At 69.0% G+C, this 25,620-nt stretch carries 27 protein-coding genes and 1 pseudogene; 16 read left to right on the forward strand and 12 right to left on the reverse strand.

The window, feature by feature from the left end; genetic code table 11:
* Positions 1-124: 124 nt before the first annotated feature.
* The 3 genes from IEY82_RS27720 (at position 125) to IEY82_RS27730 (ending at position 2,840) form a co-directional block, all read left to right on the forward strand.
* A complete protein-coding gene (locus tag IEY82_RS27720) occupies positions 125-1,432 on the forward strand; it encodes a M16 family metallopeptidase (RefSeq protein ID WP_189127204.1) in 1,308 nt (435 codons plus the stop codon).
* A gap of 63 nt (positions 1,433-1,495) precedes the next feature.
* Positions 1,496-2,233: a 4-hydroxy-tetrahydrodipicolinate reductase gene (gene dapB, locus IEY82_RS27725; protein WP_189127171.1), complete on the forward strand. Its 738-nt coding sequence runs from the start codon at positions 1,496-1,498 to the stop codon at positions 2,231-2,233.
* Between the two features lie 133 nt (positions 2,234-2,366).
* Entirely contained in the window at positions 2,367-2,840 is a 474-nt protein-coding gene (locus IEY82_RS27730) for a GNAT family N-acetyltransferase (protein ID WP_189127172.1), read from the forward strand.
* A 6-nt stretch (positions 2,841-2,846) separates the two neighbouring features.
* Here the strand turns inward: IEY82_RS27730 and IEY82_RS27735 are convergent, their stop codons facing one another.
* From IEY82_RS27735 to IEY82_RS27745, 3 genes are all read right to left on the reverse strand, one after another.
* A complete protein-coding gene (locus tag IEY82_RS27735; protein ID WP_189127173.1) occupies positions 2,847-3,722 on the reverse strand; it encodes a 1,4-dihydroxy-2-naphthoate polyprenyltransferase in 876 nt (291 codons plus the stop codon).
* Between the two features lie 13 nt (positions 3,723-3,735).
* The gene (locus IEY82_RS27740) at positions 3,736-4,224 is read right to left on the reverse strand and encodes a GNAT family N-acetyltransferase (protein ID WP_225263834.1); all 489 of its coding nucleotides are present in this window, start codon (positions 4,222-4,224) and stop codon (positions 3,736-3,738) included.
* A 163-nt stretch (positions 4,225-4,387) separates the two neighbouring features.
* On the reverse strand, positions 4,388-4,897 hold the full coding sequence (locus IEY82_RS27745; protein WP_189127175.1) for a CGNR zinc finger domain-containing protein: 510 nt from the start codon (positions 4,895-4,897) through the stop codon (positions 4,388-4,390).
* A 44-nt stretch (positions 4,898-4,941) separates the two neighbouring features.
* On the opposite strand from IEY82_RS27745, the gene IEY82_RS27750 reads away from it, so the two are divergent.
* Positions 4,942-5,247, forward strand: coding sequence for a hypothetical protein (locus IEY82_RS27750; protein ID WP_189127176.1), 306 nt, complete (start codon positions 4,942-4,944; stop codon positions 5,245-5,247).
* Positions 5,248-5,256: 9 nt separating this feature from the next.
* Here IEY82_RS27750 and IEY82_RS27755 read toward each other — a convergent pair whose 3' ends face one another.
* A complete protein-coding gene (locus IEY82_RS27755) occupies positions 5,257-6,654 on the reverse strand; it encodes an aminotransferase-like domain-containing protein (RefSeq protein WP_189127177.1) in 1,398 nt (465 codons plus the stop codon).
* On the opposite strand from IEY82_RS27755, the gene IEY82_RS27760 reads away from it, so the two are divergent.
* From IEY82_RS27760 to IEY82_RS27770, 3 genes are read left to right on the forward strand one after another with little or no spacing between them, the layout of a single operon-like run.
* A complete protein-coding gene (locus IEY82_RS27760; RefSeq protein ID WP_189127178.1) occupies positions 6,653-7,591 on the forward strand; it encodes a DMT family transporter in 939 nt (312 codons plus the stop codon). The genes IEY82_RS27755 and IEY82_RS27760 overlap by 2 nt on opposite strands.
* A 43-nt stretch (positions 7,592-7,634) precedes the next feature.
* Positions 7,635-8,657 (forward strand): hypothetical protein, encoded by a 1,023-nt coding sequence (locus IEY82_RS27765; RefSeq protein ID WP_189127179.1) that lies wholly within the window; start codon positions 7,635-7,637, stop codon positions 8,655-8,657.
* A 15-nt stretch (positions 8,658-8,672) separates the two neighbouring features.
* Entirely contained in the window at positions 8,673-9,071 is a 399-nt protein-coding gene (locus tag IEY82_RS27770; protein ID WP_189127180.1) for an ASCH domain-containing protein, read from the forward strand.
* Here the strand turns inward: IEY82_RS27770 and IEY82_RS27775 are convergent.
* Both IEY82_RS27775 and IEY82_RS27780 read right to left on the reverse strand, forming a co-directional pair.
* On the reverse strand, positions 9,061-9,540 hold the full coding sequence (locus tag IEY82_RS27775; RefSeq protein ID WP_189127181.1) for a GntR family transcriptional regulator: 480 nt from the start codon (positions 9,538-9,540) through the stop codon (positions 9,061-9,063). The genes IEY82_RS27770 and IEY82_RS27775 overlap by 11 nt on opposite strands.
* A gap of 38 nt (positions 9,541-9,578) precedes the next feature.
* The gene (locus tag IEY82_RS27780; protein ID WP_229697705.1) at positions 9,579-10,067 is read right to left on the reverse strand and encodes a GntR family transcriptional regulator; all 489 of its coding nucleotides are present in this window, start codon (positions 10,065-10,067) and stop codon (positions 9,579-9,581) included.
* Positions 10,068-10,274: 207 nt separating this feature from the next.
* Here IEY82_RS27780 and IEY82_RS27785 point away from each other — a divergent pair, with 207 nt between their 5' ends.
* Positions 10,275-10,466 (forward strand): hypothetical protein, encoded by a 192-nt coding sequence (locus IEY82_RS27785; RefSeq protein ID WP_189127183.1) that lies wholly within the window; start codon positions 10,275-10,277, stop codon positions 10,464-10,466.
* Positions 10,467-11,297: 831 nt separating this feature from the next.
* On the opposite strand, the gene IEY82_RS27790 is transcribed toward IEY82_RS27785, so the two are convergent.
* Both IEY82_RS27790 and IEY82_RS27795 read right to left on the reverse strand, forming a co-directional pair.
* Entirely contained in the window at positions 11,298-11,987 is a 690-nt protein-coding gene (locus IEY82_RS27790; protein ID WP_189127184.1) for a JAB domain-containing protein, read from the reverse strand.
* 75 nt (positions 11,988-12,062) lie between these two features.
* A complete protein-coding gene (locus IEY82_RS27795; protein ID WP_189127185.1) occupies positions 12,063-12,779 on the reverse strand; it encodes a GntR family transcriptional regulator in 717 nt (238 codons plus the stop codon).
* A 321-nt stretch (positions 12,780-13,100) separates the two neighbouring features.
* Here IEY82_RS27795 and dapA point away from each other — a divergent pair, with 321 nt between their 5' ends.
* Together dapA and IEY82_RS27805 are read left to right on the forward strand one after the other, a co-directional pair.
* Positions 13,101-14,018 carry a 4-hydroxy-tetrahydrodipicolinate synthase gene (dapA, locus tag IEY82_RS27800; protein WP_189127186.1) on the forward strand — a complete coding sequence of 306 codons (918 nt, stop codon included), beginning with the start codon at positions 13,101-13,103 and terminating at the stop codon, positions 14,016-14,018.
* 54 nt (positions 14,019-14,072) lie between these two features.
* Positions 14,073-15,758, forward strand: coding sequence for a ribonuclease J (locus tag IEY82_RS27805; RefSeq protein WP_189127187.1), 1,686 nt, complete (start codon positions 14,073-14,075; stop codon positions 15,756-15,758).
* Positions 15,759-15,963: 205 nt separating this feature from the next.
* Here the strand turns inward: IEY82_RS27805 and IEY82_RS27810 are convergent, their stop codons facing one another.
* The 3 genes and pseudogenes from IEY82_RS27810 to IEY82_RS27820 form a co-directional block, all read right to left on the reverse strand.
* The gene (locus tag IEY82_RS27810) at positions 15,964-16,740 is read right to left on the reverse strand and encodes an ABC transporter permease (protein ID WP_189127188.1); all 777 of its coding nucleotides are present in this window, start codon (positions 16,738-16,740) and stop codon (positions 15,964-15,966) included.
* Positions 16,741-16,787: 47 nt separating this feature from the next.
* On the reverse strand, positions 16,788-17,552 hold the full coding sequence (locus IEY82_RS27815; protein ID WP_225263830.1) for a DUF2705 family protein: 765 nt from the start codon (positions 17,550-17,552) through the stop codon (positions 16,788-16,790).
* A gap of 8 nt (positions 17,553-17,560) precedes the next feature.
* A pseudogene (locus tag IEY82_RS27820) lies at positions 17,561-18,268 on the reverse strand (ABC transporter ATP-binding protein); the annotation flags it as partial.
* A 112-nt stretch (positions 18,269-18,380) separates the two neighbouring features.
* On the opposite strand from IEY82_RS27820, the gene IEY82_RS27825 reads away from it, so the two are divergent.
* The 5 genes from IEY82_RS27825 to IEY82_RS39975 all read left to right on the forward strand — a co-directional run bounded on the left by IEY82_RS27825 (position 18,381) and on the right by IEY82_RS39975 (position 23,047).
* On the forward strand, positions 18,381-19,565 hold the full coding sequence (locus IEY82_RS27825) for a sensor histidine kinase (protein WP_225263828.1): 1,185 nt from the start codon (positions 18,381-18,383) through the stop codon (positions 19,563-19,565).
* Positions 19,562-20,203 carry a response regulator gene (locus IEY82_RS27830; protein ID WP_189127191.1) on the forward strand — a complete coding sequence of 214 codons (642 nt, stop codon included), beginning with the start codon at positions 19,562-19,564 and terminating at the stop codon, positions 20,201-20,203. The genes IEY82_RS27825 and IEY82_RS27830 overlap by 4 nt, the downstream gene beginning before the upstream one ends.
* 99 nt (positions 20,204-20,302) lie before the next feature.
* Positions 20,303-20,800, forward strand: a complete 498-nt coding sequence (locus IEY82_RS27835) for a DUF402 domain-containing protein (RefSeq protein WP_189127192.1) — start codon at positions 20,303-20,305, stop codon at positions 20,798-20,800.
* Between the two features lie 459 nt (positions 20,801-21,259).
* On the forward strand, positions 21,260-22,732 hold the full coding sequence (locus tag IEY82_RS27840) for an aldehyde dehydrogenase (NADP(+)) (protein ID WP_189127193.1): 1,473 nt from the start codon (positions 21,260-21,262) through the stop codon (positions 22,730-22,732).
* 186 nt (positions 22,733-22,918) lie between these two features.
* Positions 22,919-23,047 carry a hypothetical protein gene (locus IEY82_RS39975; RefSeq protein ID WP_263648614.1) on the forward strand — a complete coding sequence of 43 codons (129 nt, stop codon included), beginning with the start codon at positions 22,919-22,921 and terminating at the stop codon, positions 23,045-23,047.
* 86 nt (positions 23,048-23,133) lie between these two features.
* Here IEY82_RS39975 and IEY82_RS27845 read toward each other — a convergent pair whose 3' ends face one another.
* Entirely contained in the window at positions 23,134-24,546 is a 1,413-nt protein-coding gene (locus IEY82_RS27845) for a pyridoxal phosphate-dependent decarboxylase family protein (protein ID WP_189127194.1), read from the reverse strand.
* Positions 24,547-24,709: 163 nt separating this feature from the next.
* On the opposite strand from IEY82_RS27845, the gene IEY82_RS27850 reads away from it, so the two are divergent.
* Positions 24,710-25,414: a carbon-nitrogen hydrolase family protein gene (locus IEY82_RS27850; RefSeq protein WP_189127195.1), complete on the forward strand. Its 705-nt coding sequence runs from the start codon at positions 24,710-24,712 to the stop codon at positions 25,412-25,414.
* Positions 25,415-25,620 lie beyond the last annotated feature (206 nt).

Here is a 25,620-nt window from a genome sequence, read left to right on the forward strand (position 1 = left end):
AAGGGAGCCATTCGAGGTGGCACGGTGATCACGGGGCCGACGAAGGAGGTCTTGTGACCGAGCGTTGCGAGGGAACGATTAGACGCAGCATCTCGATCACGGGGCCGACGAAGGAGGTCCCGTGATCACCGTGACGCTGCACCCCGGCCGCGATGGGGCCGGGGTGGTCAGGCGCACCGTCCTCCCCGGTGGGCTGCGCGTGGTGACCGAGACCATGCCGACCGTGCGAAGCGTCGCGGTCGGGATGTGGGTCGGCATCGGCTCGCGTGACGAGGCCCCCGAGCACACGGGAGCCACCCACTTCCTCGAACACCTGCTGTTCAAGGGCACGCCCACGCGTGACGCCATGGAGATCTCGGCGTCCATCGAGGGCATCGGCGGCGAGATCAACGCGTTCACCGCCAAGGAATACACGTGCTACTACGCGCGGGTGCTCGACGAGGACCTGCCGGTCGCGGTCGACGTCCTCGCCGACGTGGTGACCAGCTCGCTGGTGACCCCCGACGACGTCGAGTCCGAGCGCGGGGTGATCCTCGAAGAGATCGCCATGCACGACGACGACCCGTCCGACGTGGTGCACGAGCAGTTCGCGGCGGCCCTCTACGGCGACTCGCCGATCGGGCGGCCCATCCTGGGCACGGTCGAATCGATCAACTCTCTCGACCGCGACCGGATCGCCGAGTACTACCGGCGTCACTACGAGCCACGCCGTACGGTCGTCTCGGTGGCGGGCAACATCCGCCATGAGGAGGTCGTCGAGCTCGTCACCCGCGCCTACGAGCGGGCGGGCGCCCTTGACGGGCCGCCGGAGTTCGATCCGCCACGCACGAGCGGCCCGGGCGCCGAGACCCGGTCCCGGGCCATGGTCCTCGACCGGCCGACCGAGCAGGCCAACCTGGTGCTCGGCACGACCGGCCTGGCCCGCACCGACGACCGCCGCTTCGCGCTCGGCGTGCTCAACGCGGCGCTCGGCGGCGGCATGTCGTCCAGGCTCTTCCAGGAGATCCGCGAGAAGCGCGGTCTGGCCTACTCCGCCTACAGCTACACCTCGGGCTACGCCGACACCGGGCAGTTCGGCATCTACGTCGGCTGTCTGCCGTCGAAGATCGACGACGTGCTCAAGATCTGCCGTGACGAGGTGGCCAGGGTGGTGGCCGACGGGCTGAGCGCCGACGAGATCATGCGGGGCAAGGGCCAGATGCGCGGCGGGCTCGTCCTCGGCCTAGAGGACACCGGCTCGCGCATGTCGCGGATCGGCAAGAACGAGCTGGTCTACGACGAGCTGATGTCCATCGACGAGGTGCTCGGGCGCATCGAGGGCGTCACCCCGGACGAGATCGCCGAGGTGGCCGGAGACATCCTGAGCCGGCCGCTCACGCTGGCCGTGATCGGCCCCTACGGCGACCGGGACTTCTCCGACGCCATCCGCTGACGTACGCCCGCACGCGGGCCCTCGGGTGGGCCCGCGTCCGGGTGGCCGTATAGGGTTGACCCTGTGATCAAGGTAGGCGTGCTCGGTGCCCGGGGCCGTGTGGGCGTCGAGGTGTGCAAGGCGGTCGAGGCGGCTCCCGACATGGAGCTGGTGGCCGCGCTCGACAAGGACGACGCCATCGAGGGCCTCGAAGGGGCCGAGGTGGTGGTCGACTTCACCCATCCCGACGTGGTCATGGACAACCTGCGGTGGGCCATCGAGCACGGCATCCGGCCGGTGGTCGGCACCACCGGGTTCGACGCAGAGCGGCTCGACACCGTGCGCGGCTGGCTGGCCGCCTCGCCCGGCACCAGCGCCCTGATCGCCCCCAACTTCGGCATCGCGGCCGTGCTCATGATGCACTTCGCGCAGCAGGCGGCCCGGCACTTCGAGTCGGTCGAGATCATCGAGCTGCACCACCCCAACAAGGCCGACGCCCCGTCCGGCACCGCCCGCCGCACCGCGGAGCTGGTCGCCGAGGCGCGGGCCAAGGCCGGGCTGGGCGCCATGCCCGACGCCACCAGCACCGAGCTCGACGGAGCGCGCGGCGCCGACGTCGACGGGGTGCACGTGCACGCCGTACGCCTGTCGGGCCTCATCGCGCACCAGGAGGTGCTGCTCGGCGGTGACGGCGAGACCCTCACGATCAGGCACGACACGATGAGCCGCGCGGCGTTCACCCCTGGCGTGCTGCTCGGCATCCGGCGGGTACACGAGCTGCCCGGCCTCACCCTCGGCCTGGAGCCTCTGCTCGACCTCTGAACACGACGTGCCCACGGCCTGGTGGCAGGCGGTGGGCACGAAGTGGGGAGGGGGTCTCGGCTCCGCACAGCCGAGCCACGATCTTCACATTAATACAGTGACCGGATCCGCCCGGACATGAGACCGTGTCGCCATGGTGCGGTGGGCCGAATCCAGCGAACTGTCCGGTCTGATCTCCGTCGAGCTGGCCGCCGACGGGCTCTTCCAGCAGGTGGGCATCGAGTTCCCGCCGGGGACCACCCAGATCGAGGAGGTGGCCGATCCCGGCTCGGTGCTGGTCGAGGGGGAGCCGCCCGCCGGGTTCGCGCTGGTGGGCTGGGTCGACGGCAACCTCCATCTGGAACAGCTGGCCGTACATCCCTCGTGCATGCGGCAGGGCATCGGCGGGAGGCTGATCGCGGCGGTGCGGGAGCACGCGCTGGCCGCCGGTGCGCCGGCGGTGACGCTGACCACCTTCCGGGACGTGCCGTGGAACGCCCCCTGGTACGAACGCCACGGCTTCACCGCGCTGCCCGAGGCCGCGTGGGGCCCGGAGCTGCGGGCCCTGGTCGAGCACGAACGTGAGCTGGGCATCGAGGTGGCGCCCCGCGTGGTGATGCGCGGTTGACGGGGCCTACAGGGCGATGGCCAGGCCGATCGCGAAGAGCAGGCCGTACACCATCTGGAGCCGGCCGGTCTGCTGGAGCGCGCCGATCAGTACGGGCCCCTCGGCGCCGCGCAGCACGGCCCGGACGGGAGGGACGGCCAGGGGGGCCGCCAGCACGGCGAGCGCGGCGAGCGGCGCGACCGGGATCATCCCCAGCGCGATCGCCAACGGCACGATCAGGCAGGCCGCGTAGAGGGTGCGGGTGCGGGGGGCGCCCAGCACCACGGCCAGGGTCCGCTTGCCGGCCGGTCTGTCGGTGCTCACGTCGCGCAGGTTGTTGACCACGAGCATCGAGCACGACAGCAGCCCGACCGGGATCGACGCCACCAGCGCGGTCCAGGACAGCTGCTCGGTCTGGACGTACGCGGTGCCGACCACGGGCACCACGCCGAAGAACACGAAGACCGACGCCTCACCCAGGGCGCGGTAGCCGTAGGGGCTGCTGCCGCCGGTGTAGAACCAGGCGGCGGCGATCGCGGCGGCGCCCACCAGCAGGATCCACCAGCCACGGGTGACGACCACCAGGACCAGCCCGAGCACGGCCGCGGCGGCGAAGCAGCCGAGTGCGGCGGTCAGCACCTGGCGCGGCGTGGCGGCCCGCGAGCCGACCAGTCGCATCGGGCCCACGCGCTGGTCGTCGGTGCCGCGGATGCCGTCGCTGTAGTCGTTGGCGTAGTTGACGCCGATCTGCAGCAGCAGCGCGACGAGCAGCGCGAGGAGCGCCCGCCACCAGACGAAGCCCTGCTCTCCGATGGCCACGCCGGTGCCGACCATGACGGGCACGACGGCGTTGGGCAGGGTGCGGGGGCGCGCGCCGGCGACCCACTGGCCGGTGGTTGCCATGTCGGGATGTCCTCTAGCTGATGTCGGTGGTGAGCCTGACCATGCGGATCGGGCGGCCCATGTCGAGCACGCGCTCGGCCATGTCCTCGCCCCAGCCCGCCGACTCCAGGAAACCCAGCACCGCGTAGTTGTCGGCGAACACCCAGGTGACGATCTGCCGGTAGCCGTCGTCACGCAGGTGGTCGACGGTCGCGTTGAGCAGCCGGCTGCCGTGGCCGCGGCGTACGAAGTCGGGGTCGACCAGCAGCGTCAGCATCTCGGCCACCACGGTCGGATCGAGGTCGGGATCCTCGGCGGGAGCGTGGGAGGCCAGGCCGACCACGCGCTCACCGCCGCGCGGAGTGGCGAGGGCGGCGCTGCCGCCCGCCCCGAGCGCGGGGAAGCCCTCGGTGTCGAGGATGGTCTCCACCGCGACCAGCACCCGATGCCTGGACGTGGGTGGGGCGACGATCGCCTCGTCCCACTGGCGCAGCCACATCTTCTCGGCTGCGGGACCGGTCATCTGCTCAAGTGGACCCTCGGGAAGGAAATCCCGATAGCCGTAGCGCCAGGCACGAATCTGAACATTCGCCACCTGGAGCACATCCTCGCGCCGGGCCGCCCGGACGCCTACGTCTGCCATCTCGGCCCGCTCCTTCGCCTGCCGTCATGCCACAAGGCACGAGTTACACCGTATCGGTGTTTGAACCTTGGGGACGACGCGAACCCTGCTTCCTAGCCCGGTAAGCGCGTGTTTTGGTGCGGTTACCGCAGACCCGCATAGAACACCACGAACGAGATCGATTCTTCGACACGTCGACGAACGCCCACTGGCAGCCGTGCTCGGCACACACCTTCAGCCGCTCCCAGGACCCGTCGGTGACCGCGGCGGAGATGCGGGCCAGACCGCCCGCGACACCGCCCTCCACCGCGACGAGCTCCGGCCGCTCACCGACCGCCACCCTGAGCGGCAGCAGCGGGAGCTCGGCTGGCTCCCGCCTGAGCACGGCCCGCAGTCCCTCGCGCAGCGCGACCGCGGTGGCCAGATCGTCGTCGCCCGCCCGGTCGAGCGGCCCGATGAGGTGGTGCTCGCGAAGCCAGACGGCCAGCTCCGCGGGAGACGTCAGCTCCTCCGTGCCTGCTTCGAGATCGACGGTGTTGAGGAAGTCACGCACGAGCTCCGCAGGCGCCAGCATGTCACCACTGTACGGCAATAGCAGGTTGCAGCATGATGGTCCCTATGATCGTTCGCACCTGGCGTGGCTGGACCCACGCGGCCGATGCCGAAGCCTACGAGTCCTACCTGATGAGCACCGGATTCCCCGGCTACACCGCCACTCCCGGTAACAAGGGCGTCCAGTTCACCAGGCGTGACGCCGGCGACCGGGCGGAGTTCTTCCTGATCTCGCTCTGGGAGTCGTGGGACGCGGTCAGGGCGTTCGCCGGGGAGGACCCCGGCAAGGCCGTCTTCTATCCGGAGGACGAGGCGTACCTGGTCGACCGCGAGCTGACGGTCGACCACTACGAGGTGTTCGCCAGCGCCTGAGCCGGCCGCTTACGAGGTGTCGGCCAGCGCCTGAGCCAGCCGTCGCACGCCTTCGGCCAGCTCCGCCAGGTGCGCGGCGGCGATGTGGGTGACCCGGATGCGCGGGCCGGGCGGCTCCGACGGATAGTAGATCCTGCCGGGGCTGACCAGCACGCCGTTGCGCTGCGCGGCCTCGACCAGGGCCCGCTCGTCGGTCTCCGGCGGCAGGCGTACCCACAGGTGCATGCCGCCCCTCGGCAGCAGGTGCAGCTCGGCGGACGGGAGCCGCGCGGCCAGCTCGGCGGCGAGCGCGTCGCGGCGGGTGGCGATCTCGGCGTGCATCGTCGCCAGATGCCGCCGCCACGCGGGCGAGCCGACGAACTCCAGCGCCGTCTCCTGCAGCGGCCGGGCCACGAAGAACGACTCCACCAGCTGGCCGGCCCGCAGCCGGTGCGCGGCCGGACCGCGCGCGATCACGGCCGCCACCCGCATGCTCGGTGAGAGCACCTTGGTGAGCGAGGAGATGTGCACAACGGTGCCGTCGGGGTCCATCGAGACCATCGGCGGAGGCGCCTGCTCGGTCAGGAACCGGGCGAAGTCATCCTCGATCACGAACGCGCCCGCCGCCCGGGCCACCTGGAGCACCTGCTCGCGGCGCTCACGCGGCATCGTGGTGCCCGTCGGGTTGTGCAGGGTGGGCTGGGAGTAGAAGACCCGCGCGCCCGTCACGGCGAAGGCCTCGGCGAGCAGGTCGGGCCGCACGCCCTCGGTGTCCATGGGCACGGCCGTCGTGCGCAGCCCGGCAGCCCGCGCCGAGGACAGCGCTCCCGGATAGGTCGGTGTCTCCACCAGCACCTGCGTGCCCGGCGCCGCCAGCGCCCGGAAGGCGTAGGTGAGCCCGGCCTGCCCACCGCTGACGATCAGCGCGTCGGCCACGGTCACGTCGCCTCCCGCCTGCGCCGCGAACCACCTGCGCAGCTCCGTCAGGCCCGTCAGCGGGGGCATCGCCCACGCGTCGGGCCTGCGCACGGCCCGCGCCGCGGCGGCGGCGAGCTGTTTGTCCGGCCGCAGCCCCGCATGGGGGTAGCCGCCGGTCAGCGGCACCACGCCCTCGGGCGGCCGGTCGAGCAACCCCGCGATGGCCGAGTCGTCGACCACGCGGTCGCCCAGGGCGACGGTCTGCCAGGAGAAGTCGGCGGTGTCGGCGGGCCGCTCCGGCCGGTGCGTCACGAAGGCGCCGCTGCCGGGCCGGGTCACCACCCTGCCCTCGGCGGCCAGCCGGCCGATGGCCCTGGACACCGTCACGGGGCTCACGTTGTGCCGCCGCATGATCTCCCGGCTGGACGGCAGCCGGTCTCCCGGCCGCAGCCGGGAAACCTCCTCGCGCAGCATCGCGGTAATCTGAGCGATACTGCTATCGTTGTTCATGAGAGAACAGAATAGCGCTATCGTCGCTGGGGAGATAGCGGTCCCATCCGCGTCCGCCCGGTCCTCGCGCAGGGCCGCCCGGCAGGGCACCGCGCTGGCCCTCCTGGGCGTGCTGGCCTTCTCCGGCTCCTTTCCGGCCACGGTCTACGCCATGCGCGGTTTCGACCCCTGGCTGGTCGCCCTCGGCCGGGCCGCGGTCGCCGGTGTGATCGCCCTGATCTGCCTGAAAGCCGCGAACGTCCCGCTCCTGCCGCCGCGCCGCGAGTGGCGCTCCTACGCGCTGATCTCCCTCGGTGTGGTTTTCGGCTTTCCGGTGTTCAGCGGCCTGGCGTTCGACCTCGGTGCCACCACCGCCCACTCCGCCGTCGTCATCGGCCTGCTGCCCGCCGCCACCGCCGCCTACGCCGTCCTGAGCGCCGGCGAGCGTCCCCGGCCGCTGTTCTGGATCGCCTGTACGGCCGGTGCCCTCGCCATCACGGCCTTCACCTTCACCCGCGACCAGGGAACCGCCGCCTGGGCCGACCTCCTCCTCGTCGGCGCCCTGCTGTCGGCCGCCGTCGGCTACACGGAAGGCGGCAAGCTGTCCCGCGACACCCCCGGCTGGCAGGTCATCTCCCGTGCCCTCGTCCTGTCCCTCCCGGTCACCGTTCCCAGCGGCGTCGTGCTCGCCCTGACCACTCCCGTCCAGCCGTCGGCCGAGGCGCTGGCCGGGTTCGCGTACGTGGGACTCGTCTCGATGTTCCTCGGCTTCTTTCCCTGGTACGCCGGACTCGCCAGAGGGGGCATCGCCCGGGCCGGGCAGACCCAGCTCGTCCAGCCGCTGCTCACCCTGGTGTGGGCCTGGTTCCTGATGGGGGAGAGGTTCGGGGCGGCGACGCTGGCCGCGGCGGTGGCCGTCCTCGTGTGCGTCGCCGCGACCCAGCGCGCGCGTACTTGAAAGCCGTGACGCCGACACGCAGGATGGGGGGTGGAGGTGTCACATGGCTGACCTCACGATCCCGGAAGAGGGCTTCTGGCCCGCACCGCAGATCCCCCAGCCGAACATTTACCCGATGGAGTGGCGAGTCGAGACGGCCAAGCTCGCGGCGATCTACGAGAAGTCCAAGCGAACACTCTGGAACCCGGCCGACCTGCCCTGGGACGCGCTCGATCCCGGCGACTTCACCCGCGAGCAGCGGCTCGGAATCATGTACTGGTTCTCCGTCCTGGCCAACTTCGACGCCTCGGGGCCGGCGGTGTTCGCCCGTGCCACCATCCAGGCGTTCGAGAAACACGAGGAGGACCCGGTCAGGAAGTGCTTCTTCTCCATCACGCGTGACGAGATGAACCACGAGGAATGCTGCCAGCGCACCATCGCGAAGCTCTGGCCCGGCGGCCCCCTCGACTGGACCCCGTCCGACGAGTTGGAGAAGGCGGCGCACAACAACATCGGCTGGCTTTACCACAACGGCGGCCGCTACTGGACCGGCTACACCGCCGCCGTGGGCAAGTACTCGCTGCCGGTGCTCTTCACCAGCTTCATGATGGGCGAGATGGCGGCGTCCACCCTGTTCAGGGGGATGGCGTCGGGCACGCGCCACCCGGTGTTCGACGAGATGTTCCAGCGCATCGGCCGCGACGAGTCCCGGCACCTGCAGATCTGCATGACCATCCTGGAGAACGAGTGGCCCGGGCTCACTGACGACACCCGCTCGCTCATCACCCGCCAGCTCCGCGCCGGGTTCGTGTTCCTGTCGATGATCCTCTGGGAGCCGCCGGAAGGCTTCTGGGAGCTCCCGCCGTACTTCCTGGCCAACCACCGCGTCCTCATGGACCACGCCCGCGACGCCGGGCTGGGGGTGCTGTCGTACGACGAGCAGGCGGAGAACTGGCGGATCGCCATGGCCCACGTCCGCGCGATCGTCGAGCGATGGGGCATCGACTTCCCGGCCATCCCCGAGCTGGACCTCGAAGGGGTGCCGGTCGACTTCATCGATCCGGAGGAGATCATCCCGGTCTTCTGACGTACGATCCGCGTCATGTGGGGACGTATGGACGGACTCCGCGTGATGGAGCTGGGGACTCCGGGCGAGATGCGCAGGGAGCTCACCGACCTGACCCTGTCAGGTGCCAAGCAGGCCACGGCGGGGCTGCTGGAGCTCGACTATCACGCGGAGAACGAGGCGCTGGAGCACATCGGCGAGCGGCTGGCGGTGGTGGACGACTCGGGGGCCCGCGTGGCCGTGGTCGAGGTCGTCGGCATCCGGCTGGTGCCGTTCGCCGGGGTGCCCTGGGAGTTCGCGCTGGCGGAGGGCGAGGGGTATCGCTCGATCGAGCACTGGCGCGAGGTGCACCGGCGCTTCTGGGCGGCCGAGGGCTGCCAGATCGACGACTCGTCCACGGTCGTCTGCCTCTGGTATCGCCTGGTCAGTCTGTAGGCCAGCGCTCCTCTGGTGAGACATAACTGCCTCGCTGCGGCACGGTGTAGATCCATCCTTGCTCTCGTAGCAGTGCCAGCGCGCGTCGCACCGTCTCCCGCGCGACGGCGTAACGTTGCACCATTGCCGCCTCCCCTGGGATCGGACGGCGAGGACGGAACTCTCCGGCCTTGATCTGGTCGCTCACCTCGCGCGCGATGTGCTGGTAGAGCGGAGCCTTCCGGGGGGTGCGCGGCGCCTGGTCGAGAGCGCCCACAAAGGTCCCCTCGCCCTGAACGGTGTGGACGAGCCCTTCGTCGCGCAGCACGCGAATCGCCCTGCGAGCGGTGGTGCGGGCTACGCCGAATTCAAGCTGGATCTGCGCTTCGCTCACCACAGGGTCGCCCGGAGAGAGCTCTTGAACGATCCGCGCACGGATGGTTTCGCTGATCTGGAGGTAGAGATGGGTGTCGCTCTCGGGGTCGAGCATGCACTCAGGGTAACGGGCGCCTATACGCAGAGAGAGCGTTAGGACCCCTTACCGCCGGGCCACTTGTCTGGGCTGGCCACGTAAGTGCCCCGGTAGGGGACGGTGAACACCCAGCCCTCTTCTCTGAGGTGGGCCACCGCCTGTCGCGCCGTGACCTTGGCGACGCCGTACTCCCGCATCATGACCTTCTCGCCGGGGATCGCTCTGTTCGGCGCGATTTCGCCGCGCTGGATTCGCTCGGCGATCTCCTCGGCGATCTTCTGGTACATCGGGACTTTCCGAGGGGCACGTGGCGCGCCAGGCTGCCCGACGAATGTGCCCTCACCTTGGATGGTGTAGGCCATGCCCTGCTCTCGTAGCTCGCGAGCCACGCGCCTGGCGGTGGTGCGCGCGATCTCGTAATCCCTCTCAAGCTTGGCCTCGCTCGGCACGGGGTCGCCCGCTCTGAGGTCACCGCGTTCGATCTGCTCGCGGATCAGATCAGCGACCTGCTTGTAGATAGGTATGGGCCCGTCACGGTCAAGCACGTTCGGATTATAGACGAAAGCGTACATGACCGCTCAAAGCAGACGCTCACTAGAGTGTATGGATACGAGCTAGACCTATAGATACGCCAGAGCTATAGTGTCCAGGTGTGCTCGGAGCGGGAGGAGTTTCATAGCCGTCATCTGGCAGAGCCCGTCGGTGTTCCGACGCTCGTCGATTGGGAGCCTGAGCGGCCGAGGAGTGCTCGGGTGAGGGTGCGGGACCACACGTGTGACTGCCAGGCCGTTTTCTACGAGCTGTGCCAGTCGGGCGGGCTGAGGTTCATCCGGAGGACGAGCAGGAAGGACGGGCGGCGGATGGTGGTGGAGGAGTCTCCGTGGGTGATCGCCGCAGAGGCGGACATCCTGTGGCGGCGGCTGCTGGAAGGGAGAGCGCGGTGAGAGCTCGGCACCCGGCTCGCCAATGATCTTTTGAAGGCTCCCGGCCCAACAGTCATCCGCCGAGACGGGGCCGGGCCGGCGTGGCTTCGCCGACGAGGATGGAGGGTGCTCGCGAAGCCACGATCAGCGAACCGCCGTCCGCGCCGCGGTTCGTTCACCAGGACAGGCGACTGCCCGAGCTTGTCCGTTTCCCCGGCAGGTGTCATCCCATAGCACCGCACCTGCCGGGCCCGACGTCCTCGCGAGTCTTCGTGAGGAGCCCGACCCTCCAGCGGGTCATCCGGTCGAAGGACCCGCTGGAGAATCCCTCGCGGGCCGTGCGGAATCCTTTCGGGCGAGAGCGAAACGGATTCCGGCGTGCCCGCAAGGGACGACCGCTCCGGTGTGCCATCTGGGCACGCCGGAACGCACCTCGCAGACGCATCACTCACGCTCCCTGACGTCTGCGGGGTGCCATGGGCTCCGGCCGCCTCACTGCCGCAGAGGCGGCCGGAGTGTCCTTCGCGGGCCCTGACAGTGCTCCCCAGGGCCGGCGAAGGGATGGTCGCTCCGTCGGATCGTTTGGTCGCGACGATCACGATGGAGTCGTCCCCCGCCGCGCCGCGTGCGTCCTGCAAGCCGCATGTCGCCGGCGGGGGAGCCATCCGTCCGAGAGGATCCGCGCCATGCCCAGGCGGGCGAGTCGATATCGAGGACGTGGCCCCGGCCTCAAGGCAGCGAGACCACGTCCGTGCGGCAGTGCGAACCGCGACCTCCAGTGACGGCCGCCCCGCGGGAACAGGATGGCACGGCGTCGACAGACGAGCCGATCGTTCGGCGCTATCGACGGGATCATGGTTTTTGGTCGCCGGTGAGGGCATCGGACCAGGTTGGGATGCGTCGCCAGGACATGTCGGTCACGATCAGGTGATCGAGGAAGCGCAGGCCCACCGTGTCGGCCGCCTCCGCGACGCGCATCGTGGCGGTCAGGTCGTCGTCGCTCGGGTCGAGAGAGCCGCTGGGGTGGTTGTGGGCGAGGCCGAACGCCGCGCCGCCCGAGGTGAGCACCGCGGTGATGATCTCGCGGACCGGCACCGTCGTGTGGTCTGCCCCACCCTCGGTGAGCACCGTGCGCCTGAGCACCGCGCCGCGCGTGTCGCAGACCACCACGACCAGGCGCTCGCGCGAGTGGCCCCGCAGCAGGGGAGCCGCGATCGTGGCCAGGTCGGAGGTGCTGGCGACCCTGTCGCGCTCGGGCTCCGCCTGCGCTCGCCGTACGAGATGGAAGGCCGCCGCCACGCGTGCGGCTTTGGCGGGACCGACGCCGGGGACGGCGAGCAGTCGGTGGGGCTCCGAGCGGGACAGGCCGTCGAGATCGCCGCAGTGCTGGATCACCTGGGCGGCCAGGTCCATCGCGCTCGACCCGCGAAACCCCGAACCGAGCAGCACGGCGAGCAGCTCACGGTCGGCGAGAGCCGTCGCCCCGTTCGTCATGAGCCGCTCGCGTGGCCGCTCCCGGGGGGGCAGGTCTTTCACTCGCATCGGCAACCTCCACCACGGTTGTATCAACGCGCACCGACAACCTCGGCGGCCTCGTCGCGGGGCGGCGCCTCCGCTTCAGAGGGGCATGCTGTACATGACCCGGAAGCGGTCGCCCGGGATCACGATGTCGCTCGTCTCCACTGGCCGGTCGCCCGCCCAGTGGGTTCGCTCAACGTGCAGGACGTGCACTCCCGCCGGCAGGTCGAGCGCGTCGATCTCGTCGGGGCGGGGAACCCTGGTGCGCACGCTCTCGACGATCTCGGTGACCTTGATGCCATGGGTGTACATCCGGGCGACCAGGCTCCGGCGCTCCTCCTCAGCATGGGGGGCGAACTCCAGCGGCTCGTACGAGGTGGCGAGTTGGAGGGGTTTGCCCTCGCCGCGGAAGACGTAGTGAGTCCTGGTCACCGTGGTCGAGGGGTCGAGCCGGAGTCGCCGGGCGAGGTCGGGGCCCGCCTCGGTGGGTTCGCTGTGCCAGTCCCAGGTCACACGTCTGCCCTGCGACTGCAGGTCGGCCGCGAACGGGGCGGGATGGTCGAGGAACCGCCATCGGTGCAAAGGTGTCGGGTCTGGGTGCTGTCTGACGTAATGGCCTGATCCCACACGGCCGATGATGAGGCCCTCGGCCGCCAGAACGCGCAAGGCGTGGCGGGCGGCGGTCTCGCCGACCTGGTATTTACGGGTGAGCTGCGCCCGCGAGGGGATGGGCGCGCCGGGGAGAAGGGAGCCGTCGTTGATCTGTCGCCGGATGTCCTCGACGACACGCAGGTAGACCGGATCTGAGGTGGCCACTAGTCCATCCCTGGGGGTTCGGGTGAGGCGTTGCCCCATGTTGCCGTATTCGGCAGGTAACCGACCGTCATCGATGACCCTTGGAGCCCCAACTTTGCGGCAGTGGAAAATTATCGGCCGAACCCTGTAACGCCGATGTAAGAGGGGCCGATTGTTCGGTAGAGGTCGTCGATGTGTGTACCCCCGAGCACATATCGGCGGCCTCTTCCATTACGTGGCCATCCCCCGAACGCCGTCAAAATACGGCGAAAGGGGCTCCCGCGCTGGCGAAGCGGGGTGGCGGCGTCCACCGGGTTCGGGAATCCAGGTAGCGTTCGCACTATGGCATCGCCAACTGGAACCACGGACGCACCCTTCGGACGCATGCTGACCGCTATGGTCACGCCGTTCACCGCGGACGGTGCCGTCGACTACGAGGCCGTACGCCGCCTCGCCGTCTATCTGGTGGACGAGCAGCGCAACGATGGCCTGATCGTGAGCGGGACGACCGGAGAGTCGCCCACTACCTCCGATGGCGAGAAAGAGCGCATTCTGCGTGCCGTGGTCGAGGCGGTCGGAGACCGCGCCACGGTGGTGGCCGGGGTGGGCACCAACGACACCCATCACAGTGTCGAGCTGGCCAGGGCCGCGGCCCGTGCCGGCGCGCATGGCCTGCTCGTGGTGACGCCTTACTACAACAAGCCTCCGCAGGAGGGGCTCTATCGGCACTTCACCGCAGTGGCCGACGCCACGGAGCTGCCGGTGATGCTCTATGACATTCCGGGGCGCAGTGGCGTTCCGATCGCGTCCGAGACCCTGATTCGGCTGGCGCAGCACGAGCGCATCGTGGCCGTGAAGGACGCCAAGGGCGATCTGTTCGCCGGCACCCAGGTGATGACCGCGACCGATCTCGCCTTCTACTCAGGTGACGACCTGCTCAACCTGCCCTGGCTGTCCGTGGGCGCGGCCGGCTTCGTCAGCGTCGTCGGGCACGTCGTCGGAGGTCAGCTGGCCCACATGATGGACCTCTACCGCAACGGCGACGTGGCGCAGGCCCTGGCTGTGCACCGGCAACTGGCGCCCGTGGTCGATGGGATCATGATGAGCGCCGGTGGCGCGATCATGGCCAAGGCCGCGCTGGGCATGGTGGGAGTGCCCGTGGGGCCGGTGCGGCCGCCGCTGGTCGCCGCGACGGAGAAGCAAATCGCCGAGCTACGGGTCTGCCTGGTAGCCGGCGGAGTGAAGTTGACAGACGCATAGAAACGGGGAGGAACCAGAAGTTTTGAGAACACGATTTGACCACAGGGGCCCGGCATGAGCCATCCACATCCTGATCTCGGCCCCCCACCGGCCCTGCCTGACGGCGGCCTGCGCATCGTCGCGCTGGGTGGACTGGGCGAGATCGGCAGAAACATGGCCGTCTTCGAATACGGCGGCCGACTGCTGATCGTCGACTGCGGGGTGCTGTTCCCCGAGCCCGACCAGCCGGGCATCGACCTGATCCTGCCCGACTTCGAATACATCAGGGATCGGCTCGACGACGTCGAGGCCCTGGTGCTCACGCACGCCCACGAGGACCACATCGGGGCTGTCCCTTACCTTCTGCGCGAGCGGCGCGACATCCCGCTCATCGGGTCCAAGCTGACGCTTGCCCTCATCGAGGCCAAGCTCACCGAACACCGCATCCAGCCGACCAAGACCGAAGTGGTCGAGGGAGAGCGGCACAGGTTCGGGCCGTTCGACTGTGAGTTCCTCGCGGTCAACCACTCGATTCCCGACGCGCTGGCGGTGGCGATCCGAACGCCGGCCGGCATCGTGCTGCACACCGGCGACTTCCGGATGGACCAGTTGCCGAGCGACGGCCGCCTCACCGACCTGGGCGGGTTCGCCAGGCTCGGCACCGAGGGCGTCGACCTGCTGATGTCCGACTCGACCAATGCCGAAGTGCCGGGATTCGTCACCAGCGAGCGTGAGATCGGCCCGGTCATCGACGAGGTGATTCGCACCTCCGAGCAGCGGGTCATCGTGGCCAGCTTCGCCTCACACGTGCACCGCATCCAGCAGGTGATGGACGCCGCTGCCAAGCACGGCCGCAAGGTCGCCCTGGTCGGCCGCTCGATGGTGCGCAACATGGGTGTGGCCCGTGACCTCGGCTACCTCAAGGTGCCGCCGGAGCTGATCGTCGACTCCCGTGACATCGAGGAGTGGCCGCCGGAGGACGTGGTGCTCGTCTGCACCGGGTCCCAGGGCGAGCCGATGGCGGCACTGTCCAGGATGGCCAACCGCGACCATCCCATCCGCGTCGCCCAGGGCGACACCGTGCTGCTGGCCTCGTCACTGGTGCCCGGCAACGAGACCGCGGTCAACAAGGTGATCAACGGGCTCACCCGCTGGGGCGCCCGTGTCGTGCACAAGGGCAACGCCAAGGTGCACGTCTCCGGGCACGCGGCTGCGGGCGAGCTGCTCTACGTGCTCAATCTGACGCGCCCGTCCAACTTCATGCCCGTGCACGGCGAATGGCGGCACCTCCGGGCCCACGCCAAACTCGCCGCGCTCACCGGGGTGCCCGACGACCACATCGTGATCGCCGAAGACGGCGTCGTGGTGGACCTGGTCGACGGCCGGGCAAGGATCGTCGGCGCCGTCCACGCCGGATACGTGTACGTCGACGGCTCCTCGGTCGGTGAGATCACCGACACCTCCCTGAAGGACCGCCGGATCCTCGGCGACGAGGGCTTCATCTCGGTGGTCGTCGTGGTCGACTCGAACACCGGCAAGCTCATGGGCGGGCCCGAGATTCACGCGCGTGGCTCCGGCATCGATCCGGCCCAGTTCGAGCAATTCATCCCGCAGATCCAGAAGGCTCTCGAGGAGAAGGCCGCGGACGGCGTGATGGACACGCAGGAGATCCGGCGGGCGGTCCGCCGCACGGTCGGGCGCTGGGTGAGTGACACCTACCGACGTCGGCCGATGATCATCCCTGTGGTGCTCGAGGTCTGAGGCTTCATCCGGTACGGCAGGCCGCTCCGCCTGCCGTACCGACCGGTGGATCGTCTCGATTCGTCGAGAAATCTCCGTGCCCTCGGCGACCTGGCCGACTGTACGTCGCGGCCCTGACTTGGGCTGGTTGTACGCGGTGGCCCGGTCTCAGGCCGACTGTACGCGGCGGCCCTTTGGGCCGACCTGACCGATTTCGGTTCGGGCTTTACGCGTCTCGTCGGCGCAGTAGCCATGCTCCGGCGAGCACTGGTAACAGTGCGTAGGCGGTGAGTGCCGTGGCCGCCGCTGCGGGCGCCAGGAGCGAGCCGTACACGGTGTACGTGAGGTCGTCGCCGGTGATCTGGCGGGGGAGCGACCCGATCATCACCGAGCCGAGCAGCTCACTCCACGGCTCGGGCAGATTGCCGACGATCATCGGGATCACGTAGACGAGTCCGACGAGGATGGTGATCGCCCCGGCCGTCGAACGCAGGATCACACCCAGTCCCAAGCCGAGCAGGGCGAACACGGCGACCGAGAGCCCAGTGGTGATCAGCGTCGGTAGCTTGTCGAGGAATGGGGCGGTGTAGACGCCCGCAAACCGGTCGCCGACCACCCAGCGGCACAGGAAGTACGTGCCGAACACCGTCGTCGCGCCTGTCAGTAGCCCGAGCGCGCCCACAACCGTGGCTTTCGCCGTCAGCACCGGCCAACGCCTCGGCACGACCGTGAGACTCGCCCTGATCGTCCCTGTCGCGTATTCCGACGTGATCGCCAGAACACCCAAAACCCCCAGACAGAGCTGCGGCACGACTATCAGCACTTCCTCCAGCTTCGCGAGGCGTGCTCTCGACTGCTGTGCGGGCGGAGCGCTGTCGTACATCCCGCTGGCCATCCATGCGAGGCCGACGCCCAAGAGGATGGCGCCAAGGCTGAGAATCAGGATGAGGTGGCTGGAGCGGACCGAACGGACCTTCAGCCACTCCGAGGCGATGACGTGCACTGAGACTCCTTGCGTCCGGAGATTCTCTGATCTGTCGGTGGAAGAGATCACGCGTCGCGCCTCCTCAGCATGAAGAAGCCGATGGTCAACGCGGCGACCGCGTAGCCGAGAAGCACCGTCAGCGCGACCCACGGGAACAGGAGGCCGTCGCCGACCCGTCTCGACAACTGCTGGTCGGCGATCTGCGGCACCAGGTTGGGCAGCATGTACGCAGCGACCCGGGTGTTCCACGATGGGGGCAGGTAGGTGGCGGCGGCCGGCAGGACGAACAACAGCGAGACCACCGACACGATCGCCCCCGCCGTCGACCTAGTGACGAAACCCAGCCCCAGGCCCACCAGCGCGAGCACGGTCACCGACAGTCCGGAGGTGAGCAGCATCGGCAGATCGTGGGAGAAGGAGATTTCGTTGAAGCCCAACTGGCGGTCACCCGCGATCAGACGACACACGCCGTAGGTGATCAGGATGATCGTGTGCGCCGCAACGAACGTGACAGCGCCGACCACTCCCGCCTTGGCCAGTAGCAGCGCACCTCGTCTGGGTACGGCGGTCAGGCTGGCACGGATCGTGCCGGTGGTGTGCTCCGAGGTGATCGCGAGCACGCCGATCACCGCCAAACTCATCTGAACCAGCGGCAGGAGCCCCTGCTCGGGGGCCGCTGTCCCGATCGACTCGCGTTCGTCCGCGAGCTCGCCGGCATAGAACGTCCACACCAGGCCCAGGGCCAGCATGAGAGCCGCTGCCCCGATGGCATGGAAGGTCGAGGTGACCGAACGGAGTTTCAGCCATTCGGACGAAAGGGCGGCTCTCATGGTGAGGCCTCGAACTGCGCGCTGCTGGCCGTCAACGCCATGTAGGCGTCTTCGAGGGTGGGATGGCTAGCGGTCAGCGCGTCCACGGTGGTGTCCGCGATCAGTCGGCCCCGGCCGACGATGACGATGCGGTCGGCGGTCAACGCCATCTCGCTCATCAGGTGGCTGGACAGCAGGATCGTCCGGCCCTCGGCTGCGAGTGTGCGCATGAGGTCGCGGATCCAGCGCACCCCGCCGGGATCGAGCCCGTTGACCGGCTCATCGAACATCAACACCCCGGGGTCACCCAGCAGGGCGGCCGCGATGCCGAGCCGCTGTTTCATGCCCAGTGAGAAACCCCTCACCCGCCTGCGGGCCGCGCCGGCCAACCCCACCTGCTCCAGCACCTCTGTCACTCGCCGCGGGCCGAGGTCGTTGGTGCGGGCCAGGCACAGCAGATGGTGGTAAGCACTGCGTCCACCGTGCACGGCGTTGGCGTCGAGCAGCGCGCCCACCTGACGCATGGGCAGACTCAGCGAGGTGTAGGGTCGCCCGTTGACCAGGGCCTCTCCTGAGTCGGGCGCGTCGAGGCCGAGGATCAGCCGCATGGCCGTGGATTTGCCCGATCCGTTGGGGCCGAGGAAGCCCGTCACATGGCCGGGTGTCACCGTGAAGGTCAGGTCGTCCACCGCGAGCGTGACGCCGTAGTGCTTGGTCAGTTGCCTGAGTTCGATCACGCCGTAAACGATGTGGCAGAGCGGGCGCTCGGCACATCAGACCACGGTCCGAATATCAAGGTCAGACCCAGGGCTGACGCCCTCGGGCCGCCGAACCGGCTACCTTCAACGCGTGCACGAGCCACACCCCCTCTTCGTCAGGCGGCTGAGCCGAGACCAGCTGATGGTCCTTGATCTGCTGGCCGGGTTGGCGTTTTCCCTTCTGTTCCTGACGGCAGCGACCAACGCCTCGGGTCTGCCGTCGTGGGCGAGGCTGGTCATCCCCTTCGCGCTGGGGATGCCGCTGGCCCTGCGGAGGCGGTGGCCGATGCCCATCTTCTGCCTCACATTGGCGCTCGCGGTGCTGGCCGTGCTGCTCGGTGCCGTGAGCTTCGCCTACGTCTCACCTGCTTACGCGCTCTACGTGGTCGCGTTGGTCGATACCCCCGGGGCCTGGGTGCCGACCACGGCGATCGCGGTGCTCACTCTGATCACGCTGGGCGGTCTGGTCCTTGCCGGAGAGTCGTCGCATACGGGGGCACCGCCCTGGATGACGCATCTCGACGTGCCTCTCATCGGCATCGCCGCGCTGGGTGGGGCGTGGACGGTCGGTCGCGCCGTAGGAGAACGAAGGGTCTACGCTGCCCGCGACGCCGATCGGCTCGCCGAGCAGGCGGTGACAGAGGAACGCCTGCGCATCGCCCGTGAGCTGCACGACGTGGTCGCGCACAGTGTGGGCCTGATCGCGGTCAAGGCGGGCGTGGCCAACCATGTCATGAACACCAAGCCTGAAGAGGCACAGGACGCGCTGCGGGTGATCGAGACCGCGAGCCGGAGCGCGCTTGTGGAGATGCGCCATCTCCTCGGCGTCCTCCGCTCCGCCGAGCCGCCCGATCTCGATCCCGCTCCCGGCCTCAGCGGGCTTGCGGGGCTGGCTGAGCAGGCCAGGATGGCGGGCGTCGACGTCGATCTCGACGTCCGGCTCGGGCCGGCGGGGGAGCGGTTACCCGAGGGGATGGAGTTGTCGGTCTACCGGATCGTGCAGGAGGCGCTCACCAACGTGGTCAAGCATGCAGCGCCCACGCTCTGCCGCGTGACGGTCGTCGCCGAAGAGCGGGAGGTCCGGATCGAGGTGATGGACGACGGGCCTGGCCGCCGTGTGATCCCTGCCGAAGGGGCAGGGCATGGGCTGATCGGAATGCGTGAGCGGATCATGATGTACGGCGGGGATTTCGAGGCGGGAGGTGTTCCTGGGCAAGGGTTCCGGGTTCTGGCCCGTCTGCCGAACGTCCACGCTTCACCTGGAGGTGTCTCGTGATCCGAGTGCTGATCGCCGATGATCAGGCACTCCTCAGGGGAAGCTTCCGAGTGCTCGTCGACTCGGAGCCCGACCTGATCGTTGTGGGCGAGGCATCCACGGGAGCGGAAGCGGTCTCCGTGGCGTTGGAGGAACGACCCGACGTGGTGCTCATGGATGTCCGGATGCCGGAGATGGACGGCATCGAGGCCACCAGGCGCATCGGTGACGTCTCCCGAGTACTGATCGTGACCATGTTCGACCTGGATGCCTACGTCTACGACGCCCTTCGCGCTGGGGCCAGTGGGTTTCTGTTCAAGGACACTCCGCCTGCCGAATTGCTGACGGCCATCCGGGTGGTGGCCGGTGGCGACGCGTTGCTGGCTCCGACCGTGACGCGCCGGCTGATCCAAGAGTTCACCCGCACTCCGGCTGTGCCCCGCGTGCGCGGGCTCGAAGGAGTGACCGAGCGGGAGCGGGAGGTGCTCACGCTCATCGCTCGTGGGCTGTCAAACAATGAGATCTCCGCCTACCTGCAGCTGAGCTTGGCCACGGTCAAGACCCATATCAGCCGGTTACTGGCCAAGCTCGAAGCCAGGGATCGCGCGCAGCTCGTTATCGCGGCATATGAAAGCGGGCTGGTGGGCGCGACTCAGTGAAGAGGCTACTCGAGGCGGCTGGGTGGGTGATGTGGTTGTCACGCGGTTGGTGGCCACACGGGGAGGACGGTTGCTCCTGGGTTCGCTAACGTCCGGGGCATGAGGGAAGTGCAGGTCGTCTTTCGAAAATACGGTGGAGCGCTGCACTGGAATCATGCGGCGACGCTCCTTGACGAGGACGAGCACGGCGTATGGGTCGCGGTGCCCAGCGGGACGTACGCGCGCAAGGGCACGGGGCCACCGGTCATGTCCAGGACCGCGAGCATCATGCTGTTTCCGCGGGATGCCTGGTGGACCGCGTCCTTCAACGCGCCGCCGCACAAGGTGGAGATCTATGTGGATGTGACGACGGTGCCCGAATGGAGGGATGGCGAGGTGACCATGGTCGATCTTGACCTTGACGTGATCCGAATGCGGGATGGGCGGTTGATTCTGGATGACGAGGACGAGTTCGCTGATCATCAGGTGTCGCTGGGATATCCCGCCGATGTGATCAAACGGGCGGAGGAGACGGCTCACTGGCTGATGGCCGCTGTTGGAGAGCGTCAGGGAGCGTTCGGCGGCGCCCATGTGAGCTGGTTGGCTCAAGTGAACTGAGGAGCTTCACTCTCCCCGCGATGGCTAGCTAAGCGCCGACCGTCTTCTCACTGGTGCTTCTGGTGCTTCTGGTGGTCGGTGGTCGACACCCATGGGGCGCGGGCGGGGTGAGCCGGGTGGTGCTTAGCCACCGACCTGAACCGGCCCCAACGTCGGCCCCTGCGCCAACGCCGCCGCGGACCGCCGATGCCGATGCCGATGCCGATGCCGTCTGTCGTCTGCTGTCCGCCGACGTTGTCTGCCCCGACGCCTTCGCCGTCTTGCATGAGTCGTATCCGAAGGTCGGCGTCGCCGTCCGGGGCGACGCGCCGTATGTGCGGTGCTGGGGGCCAGCTCGACGTGCGGACGTGGAGCTGGAAGGCGCGTCCATATATGTGAACGGTTGCCAGAATTGTGGACAAGCTGCCGTAACTGTAAGAATCGGGCTGAAGAAGTGACAAGACTCCGGAGGGCCAATCGATGATCTACGGACACGACCCGAGGACCGGGCAGACCTTGGGGGCCGCCCTGCCCGAAACGGACCGTGACGGAGTCGACCTGATCGTCTCCGCCGCGACGATCGCCGGCGTGGCCTGGCGGGTCACCCCGGCGGCCGAGCGGGCGCTCGCGCTGGAGGCGATCGCTGACGCTCTCGCCGCACATGTCGACGAGCTGTGGCGGCTCGCCGACCAGGAGACGGCACTCGGAGAGGTACGCCTGCGCGGCGAGGTCGCCCGTGCGGCGGGGCAGTTCCGGCTGTTCGCCCAGGTGGTCCGTGAGGGCGGCTATGTGGACGCCGTGATCGACCACGCCGACCCCTCGGCCACGCCACCTCGTCCGGATGTGCGCCGGATGAAGCATCCGCTCCCGGGTGTCGTCGCGGTGTTCGCGGCGAGCAACTTCCCGTTCGCGTTCTCGGTGGCCGGCGGTGACACGGCCTCCGCGTTGGCGGCGGGCTGTCCGGTCGTGGTCAAGGCCCATCCCGGGCATCCGAACACCTCCGAGCGGGTCGCGAAGATCGTACGGAACGCTCTGCCGTATCCGGATCTGCTCGGGCTCGTGCAGGGGATGCAGGCCGGTGCGGACCTGGTGCGGCACCCCGAGGTGGTGGCCGCCGGGTTCACCGGCTCGGTCGCCGGGGGCAAGGCGATCCAGGCCCTGATCGACGAGCGCGAGGTGCCGATTCCGTTCTTCGGCGAGCTGGGCAGTGTCAATCCGGTCGTCGTGCTGCCGTCCGCGTCCATGGCCGAGGTCGCGTCGGGGTTCGCTGCCTCGCTGACGCTGGGGGTGGGGCAGTTCTGCACCAATCCTGGGCTGATGTTCGTGCCGGAGGACTGCGAGTTGCGCGAGGCGGTGGCCGCCGCGGTCGAGGGCAGCGCTGGAGGGGCGATGCTGGCCGAGCGGATCAGAGACGGCTACCTGGGCGGGCTGGATCGGCTCGGGGAGCTTGCCCTGCTGGCCGAGGGCAAGCCGGGCGAGGGGAGCTGGGCGGTGACGCCGAAGGTGTTCACCACGGATCTGGACACGTTCGCCGGGAAGCTGCCCGGGATTGCCGAGGAGTGCTTCGGGCCGGCGTCCATCGTCGTCACTTATCGCGGTATTTCGGATCTGCGGGTGGTGCTGGAAAGGCTGGAAGGGTCGTTGACGGCGACCGTGCATGCGACCGATCCAGACGAGGCGGCTGAGGTCGCCGAGGTGCTCGGACGGAAGGCCGGACGGCTGATCTGGAACGGGTGGCCCACCGGGGTCGCCGTGTGCTGGGCGATGCACCATGGCGGTCCGTGGCCCTCTTCCACTGCCCCCGCGCACACGTCGGTCGGCGCCACGGCCATCGACCGATGGCTCGTCCCGAGGGCTTACCAGGACTGGCCTGAGGAGTTGCTGCCGGAGGTGTTGAAGGAGGCCGGTTCGTTGGGTGTGCCGCGTCGGGTTGACGGCGTACTGGAGCGCTGACTCATTGGGCGTGCCGCCTCCGGAGATGGGGCCATGCCGGGCTTGGAACAGCCCGTCCGTGGCGCACCTCGTGGCCAGATTCGCAGGACCGAGGATGGTTGTGAGGTCTGAGGAGGGCGTCGCGAGGGAGGAGCACGAGGGAGGAGCACGAGGGAGGAGCACGAGGGAGGAGCACGAGGGAGGAGAGTGGTCATCGCCGAGGTCGCCGAGGTCGCCGAGGTCGCCGAGGTCGCCGAGGTCGCCCCGGTCGCCGGGGTCGCCGAGGTCGCCCCGGTCGTCGGCCGGTTCGTGACTGGAGTCGGCCGCCTGAGGTAGGTTCTCGGCCTTGCTAAAAGCGGGGGGCTCGGCCAGGGCTGGATGCGATCGGCCGGCTCATAGTGCTCTGCCACATGGTGCGGGCGTCACCGTGTCAGGGTGTCGCGGGCGGTGCGGATCGCGTGCAGGGCCTCGTCCACGCGGTCACGGTGGGTGCGGAAGCTGACCACGCTGATCCGCAGCATGTAAGTGCCGTCGATGAGCGTGCTCGACAGGAAGACACGGCCCCTGTCGTTGACCTGTTTCAGCAGTGCGGCGTTGAACGCCTCGGTGTCGCCTCGTTCCGGGATCCAGCGGAACGCCACCGTGGTCAGCCGGGGCTCCCAGGGCACCTCGAAGCCGGCCTCGCGCAGCGAGTCGTACGCGTATCGGGCCAGGTCGAGTTTCTCGTCCAGGGCCTCCCGGAAGGCGGCCAGGCCGTGCAGTTTGATGGGCAGCCAGAGACGGAGGCCGCGGAAGTCGCGGGTCAGTTCGGGGGAGTATTCGGAGAAGTTCGGGATCTCGTCCTCCGCGCCGAGATCCTGCAGATAGTCGGCGGACAGGTGGTGCGCCTCCCGCAGCAGGGCGCCGTCACGGACGATCAGCGCGCCGGTGCCGTACGGCAGGAACATCGCCTTGTGCGGGTCGAGTGTGATGGAGTCGGCCTGTTCGATGCCGGAGAGCAGGTCCCGCCCGCGGTCGGTGAGCTGGAACGGTCCTCCGTAGGCGGCGTCCACGTGCAGCCAGAGGCGCTGCGCGCGGGCGATCGTGGCCAGGTCGTCGAGCGGGTCGACGGCGCCGGTGTTCGTCGTGCCGGCGCTGGCGACCACCAGGAAGGGGCGCAGCCCGGCGCCGCGGTCCTCTTCGACGAGCCGGGTGAGGGCGAGCGGGTCCATGGCCAGGGTGTCCTGGGTGGGCACGATCCGTACGTTCCGCTGAGGGATGCCCGCCAGCATGGCGGCCTTGGCCGAGGAGGCATGTGTCTGGCCGGTCACGTAGAGGACTCCGTCGAGGAAGTCCTCACCCAGGCGAGTGGCGCGGGCGGTGACGATGGCCGAGAAGTTGGCGAGCGAGCCGCCGCTGGTGAGGATGCCGCGGGCCTGCTCCGGATAGCCGAACAGGTCGCACAGCCAGCGGATCGCCGTCCATTCGAGCTGGGCGCAGACGGGCGCGAGGTTCCACACGGACACGTACTTGTTGAGCGCGGAAGCCAGGAAGTCGGCGAGTGCGGCCGCATAGAGACCGCCGCCCGGGATGTACGCGAGATAGCCGGGGCCCGCGGTGGTGGCGCCTCGGGTGGCCGCTTCGGCGACCGTCTGGAGGAGAACGGGGAGCGGAGTGCCGTGTTCGGGAGCCCGTTCGCGGAGGTTCGCGGCGAGTCGCTGCGCGCCGTCGAGGTCGAAGGCGGGCATGGTGGGCAGGTCGCGGATGAAGTCCGCCACGAGGTCCAGGACGGCCTCGCCCATCTGGCGTGTCTCGTCGGGGCTCGGCTCCAGCGGGTGGCGCGGGAAGTGCGGCATAGGCCGGATCCTGCCATCTGGTACGCCGTCATCCCAGATGTGACGCGCCCTGAGCTCACCGGGGTGTGGGTGAGGGCGCCGGGATGTCGAGGGATGGCGGATGATCGTGAAAAGCGGAGCCGATTTAGTATGAGAGTTCATTTCGCCTGCCGGGGAGTCGCGTATGCGTGAGCCGCTCGTCATTGCCGTTGCCCAGCCGTCGTGCCTGCCCTACGACGTGGCCGCGAACGCGGTCACGCACGCCGAGGCGGTCAGGGCCGCCGAGGCCAGAGTGGTGGTCTTTCCCGAGCTGTCGCTGACGGGGTACGAACTGGACGCTCCCGCGATCTCGGCCGATGATCCTCGACTGGCTCCCCTCATCGAGGCGTGCGCCGAGACGGGGTCCCTGGCGCTGGCAGGGGCTCCGGTGGGCGGTGAGGCGGGCCGGGCGTACATCGCGATTCTGGCCGTTGACGGCACCAGGGCGAGCGTGGCGTACCGGAAGATGTGGCTGGGCACGGAGGAGGCCGAACGGTTCACCGCCGGCGACAAGCCGGCCGTGCTCCAGGTCGATGGCTGGCGGCTGGGGCTCGCCGTCTGTAAGGACACCGGTGTCCCGGAGCACGCTGCCGACGTCGCCGCCCTGGGCGTCGACGCCTATGTCGCCGGGACCCTGAAAACTCCGGAGGAGTCGGCGGTCCAGGACGAGCGTGCCCGCAGGGTCGCCACCGACCATCGGGTCTGGGTGGCGGTGGCCAGTTTCGCCGGGTCGACCGGCGGCGGGTTCTCGCGGGCCGCCGGCCGTTCGGGCATCTGGGCCTCGGGTGGCGCGGTGGTCACCCAGGCGGGGCCCGAAGTCGGCGCGATCGTTCGGGCGACCCTTCAGTAGGTGACCCCGTCAGTAGGTGCCCCTGGGGCTGAGGTCCGGCCGTTGTACGCGTGGCCGTCCGTGCCGGAAGGAGTTGCCAGGACACCGGCCGGCCGCGTGAACGGCTAGATCGCTGATGTGAAATTCGGTAATCGGCTGCGGGCGTGACGAAGGGCGTCCATGGTCGGTGTGTGAAGACAGACTTGGACGCCCTTCTGATCGCACTC

The organism is Nonomuraea cavernae (assembly GCF_014646355.1).
GTDB classification, from domain to species: domain Bacteria; phylum Actinomycetota; class Actinomycetes; order Streptosporangiales; family Streptosporangiaceae; genus Nonomuraea; species Nonomuraea cavernae.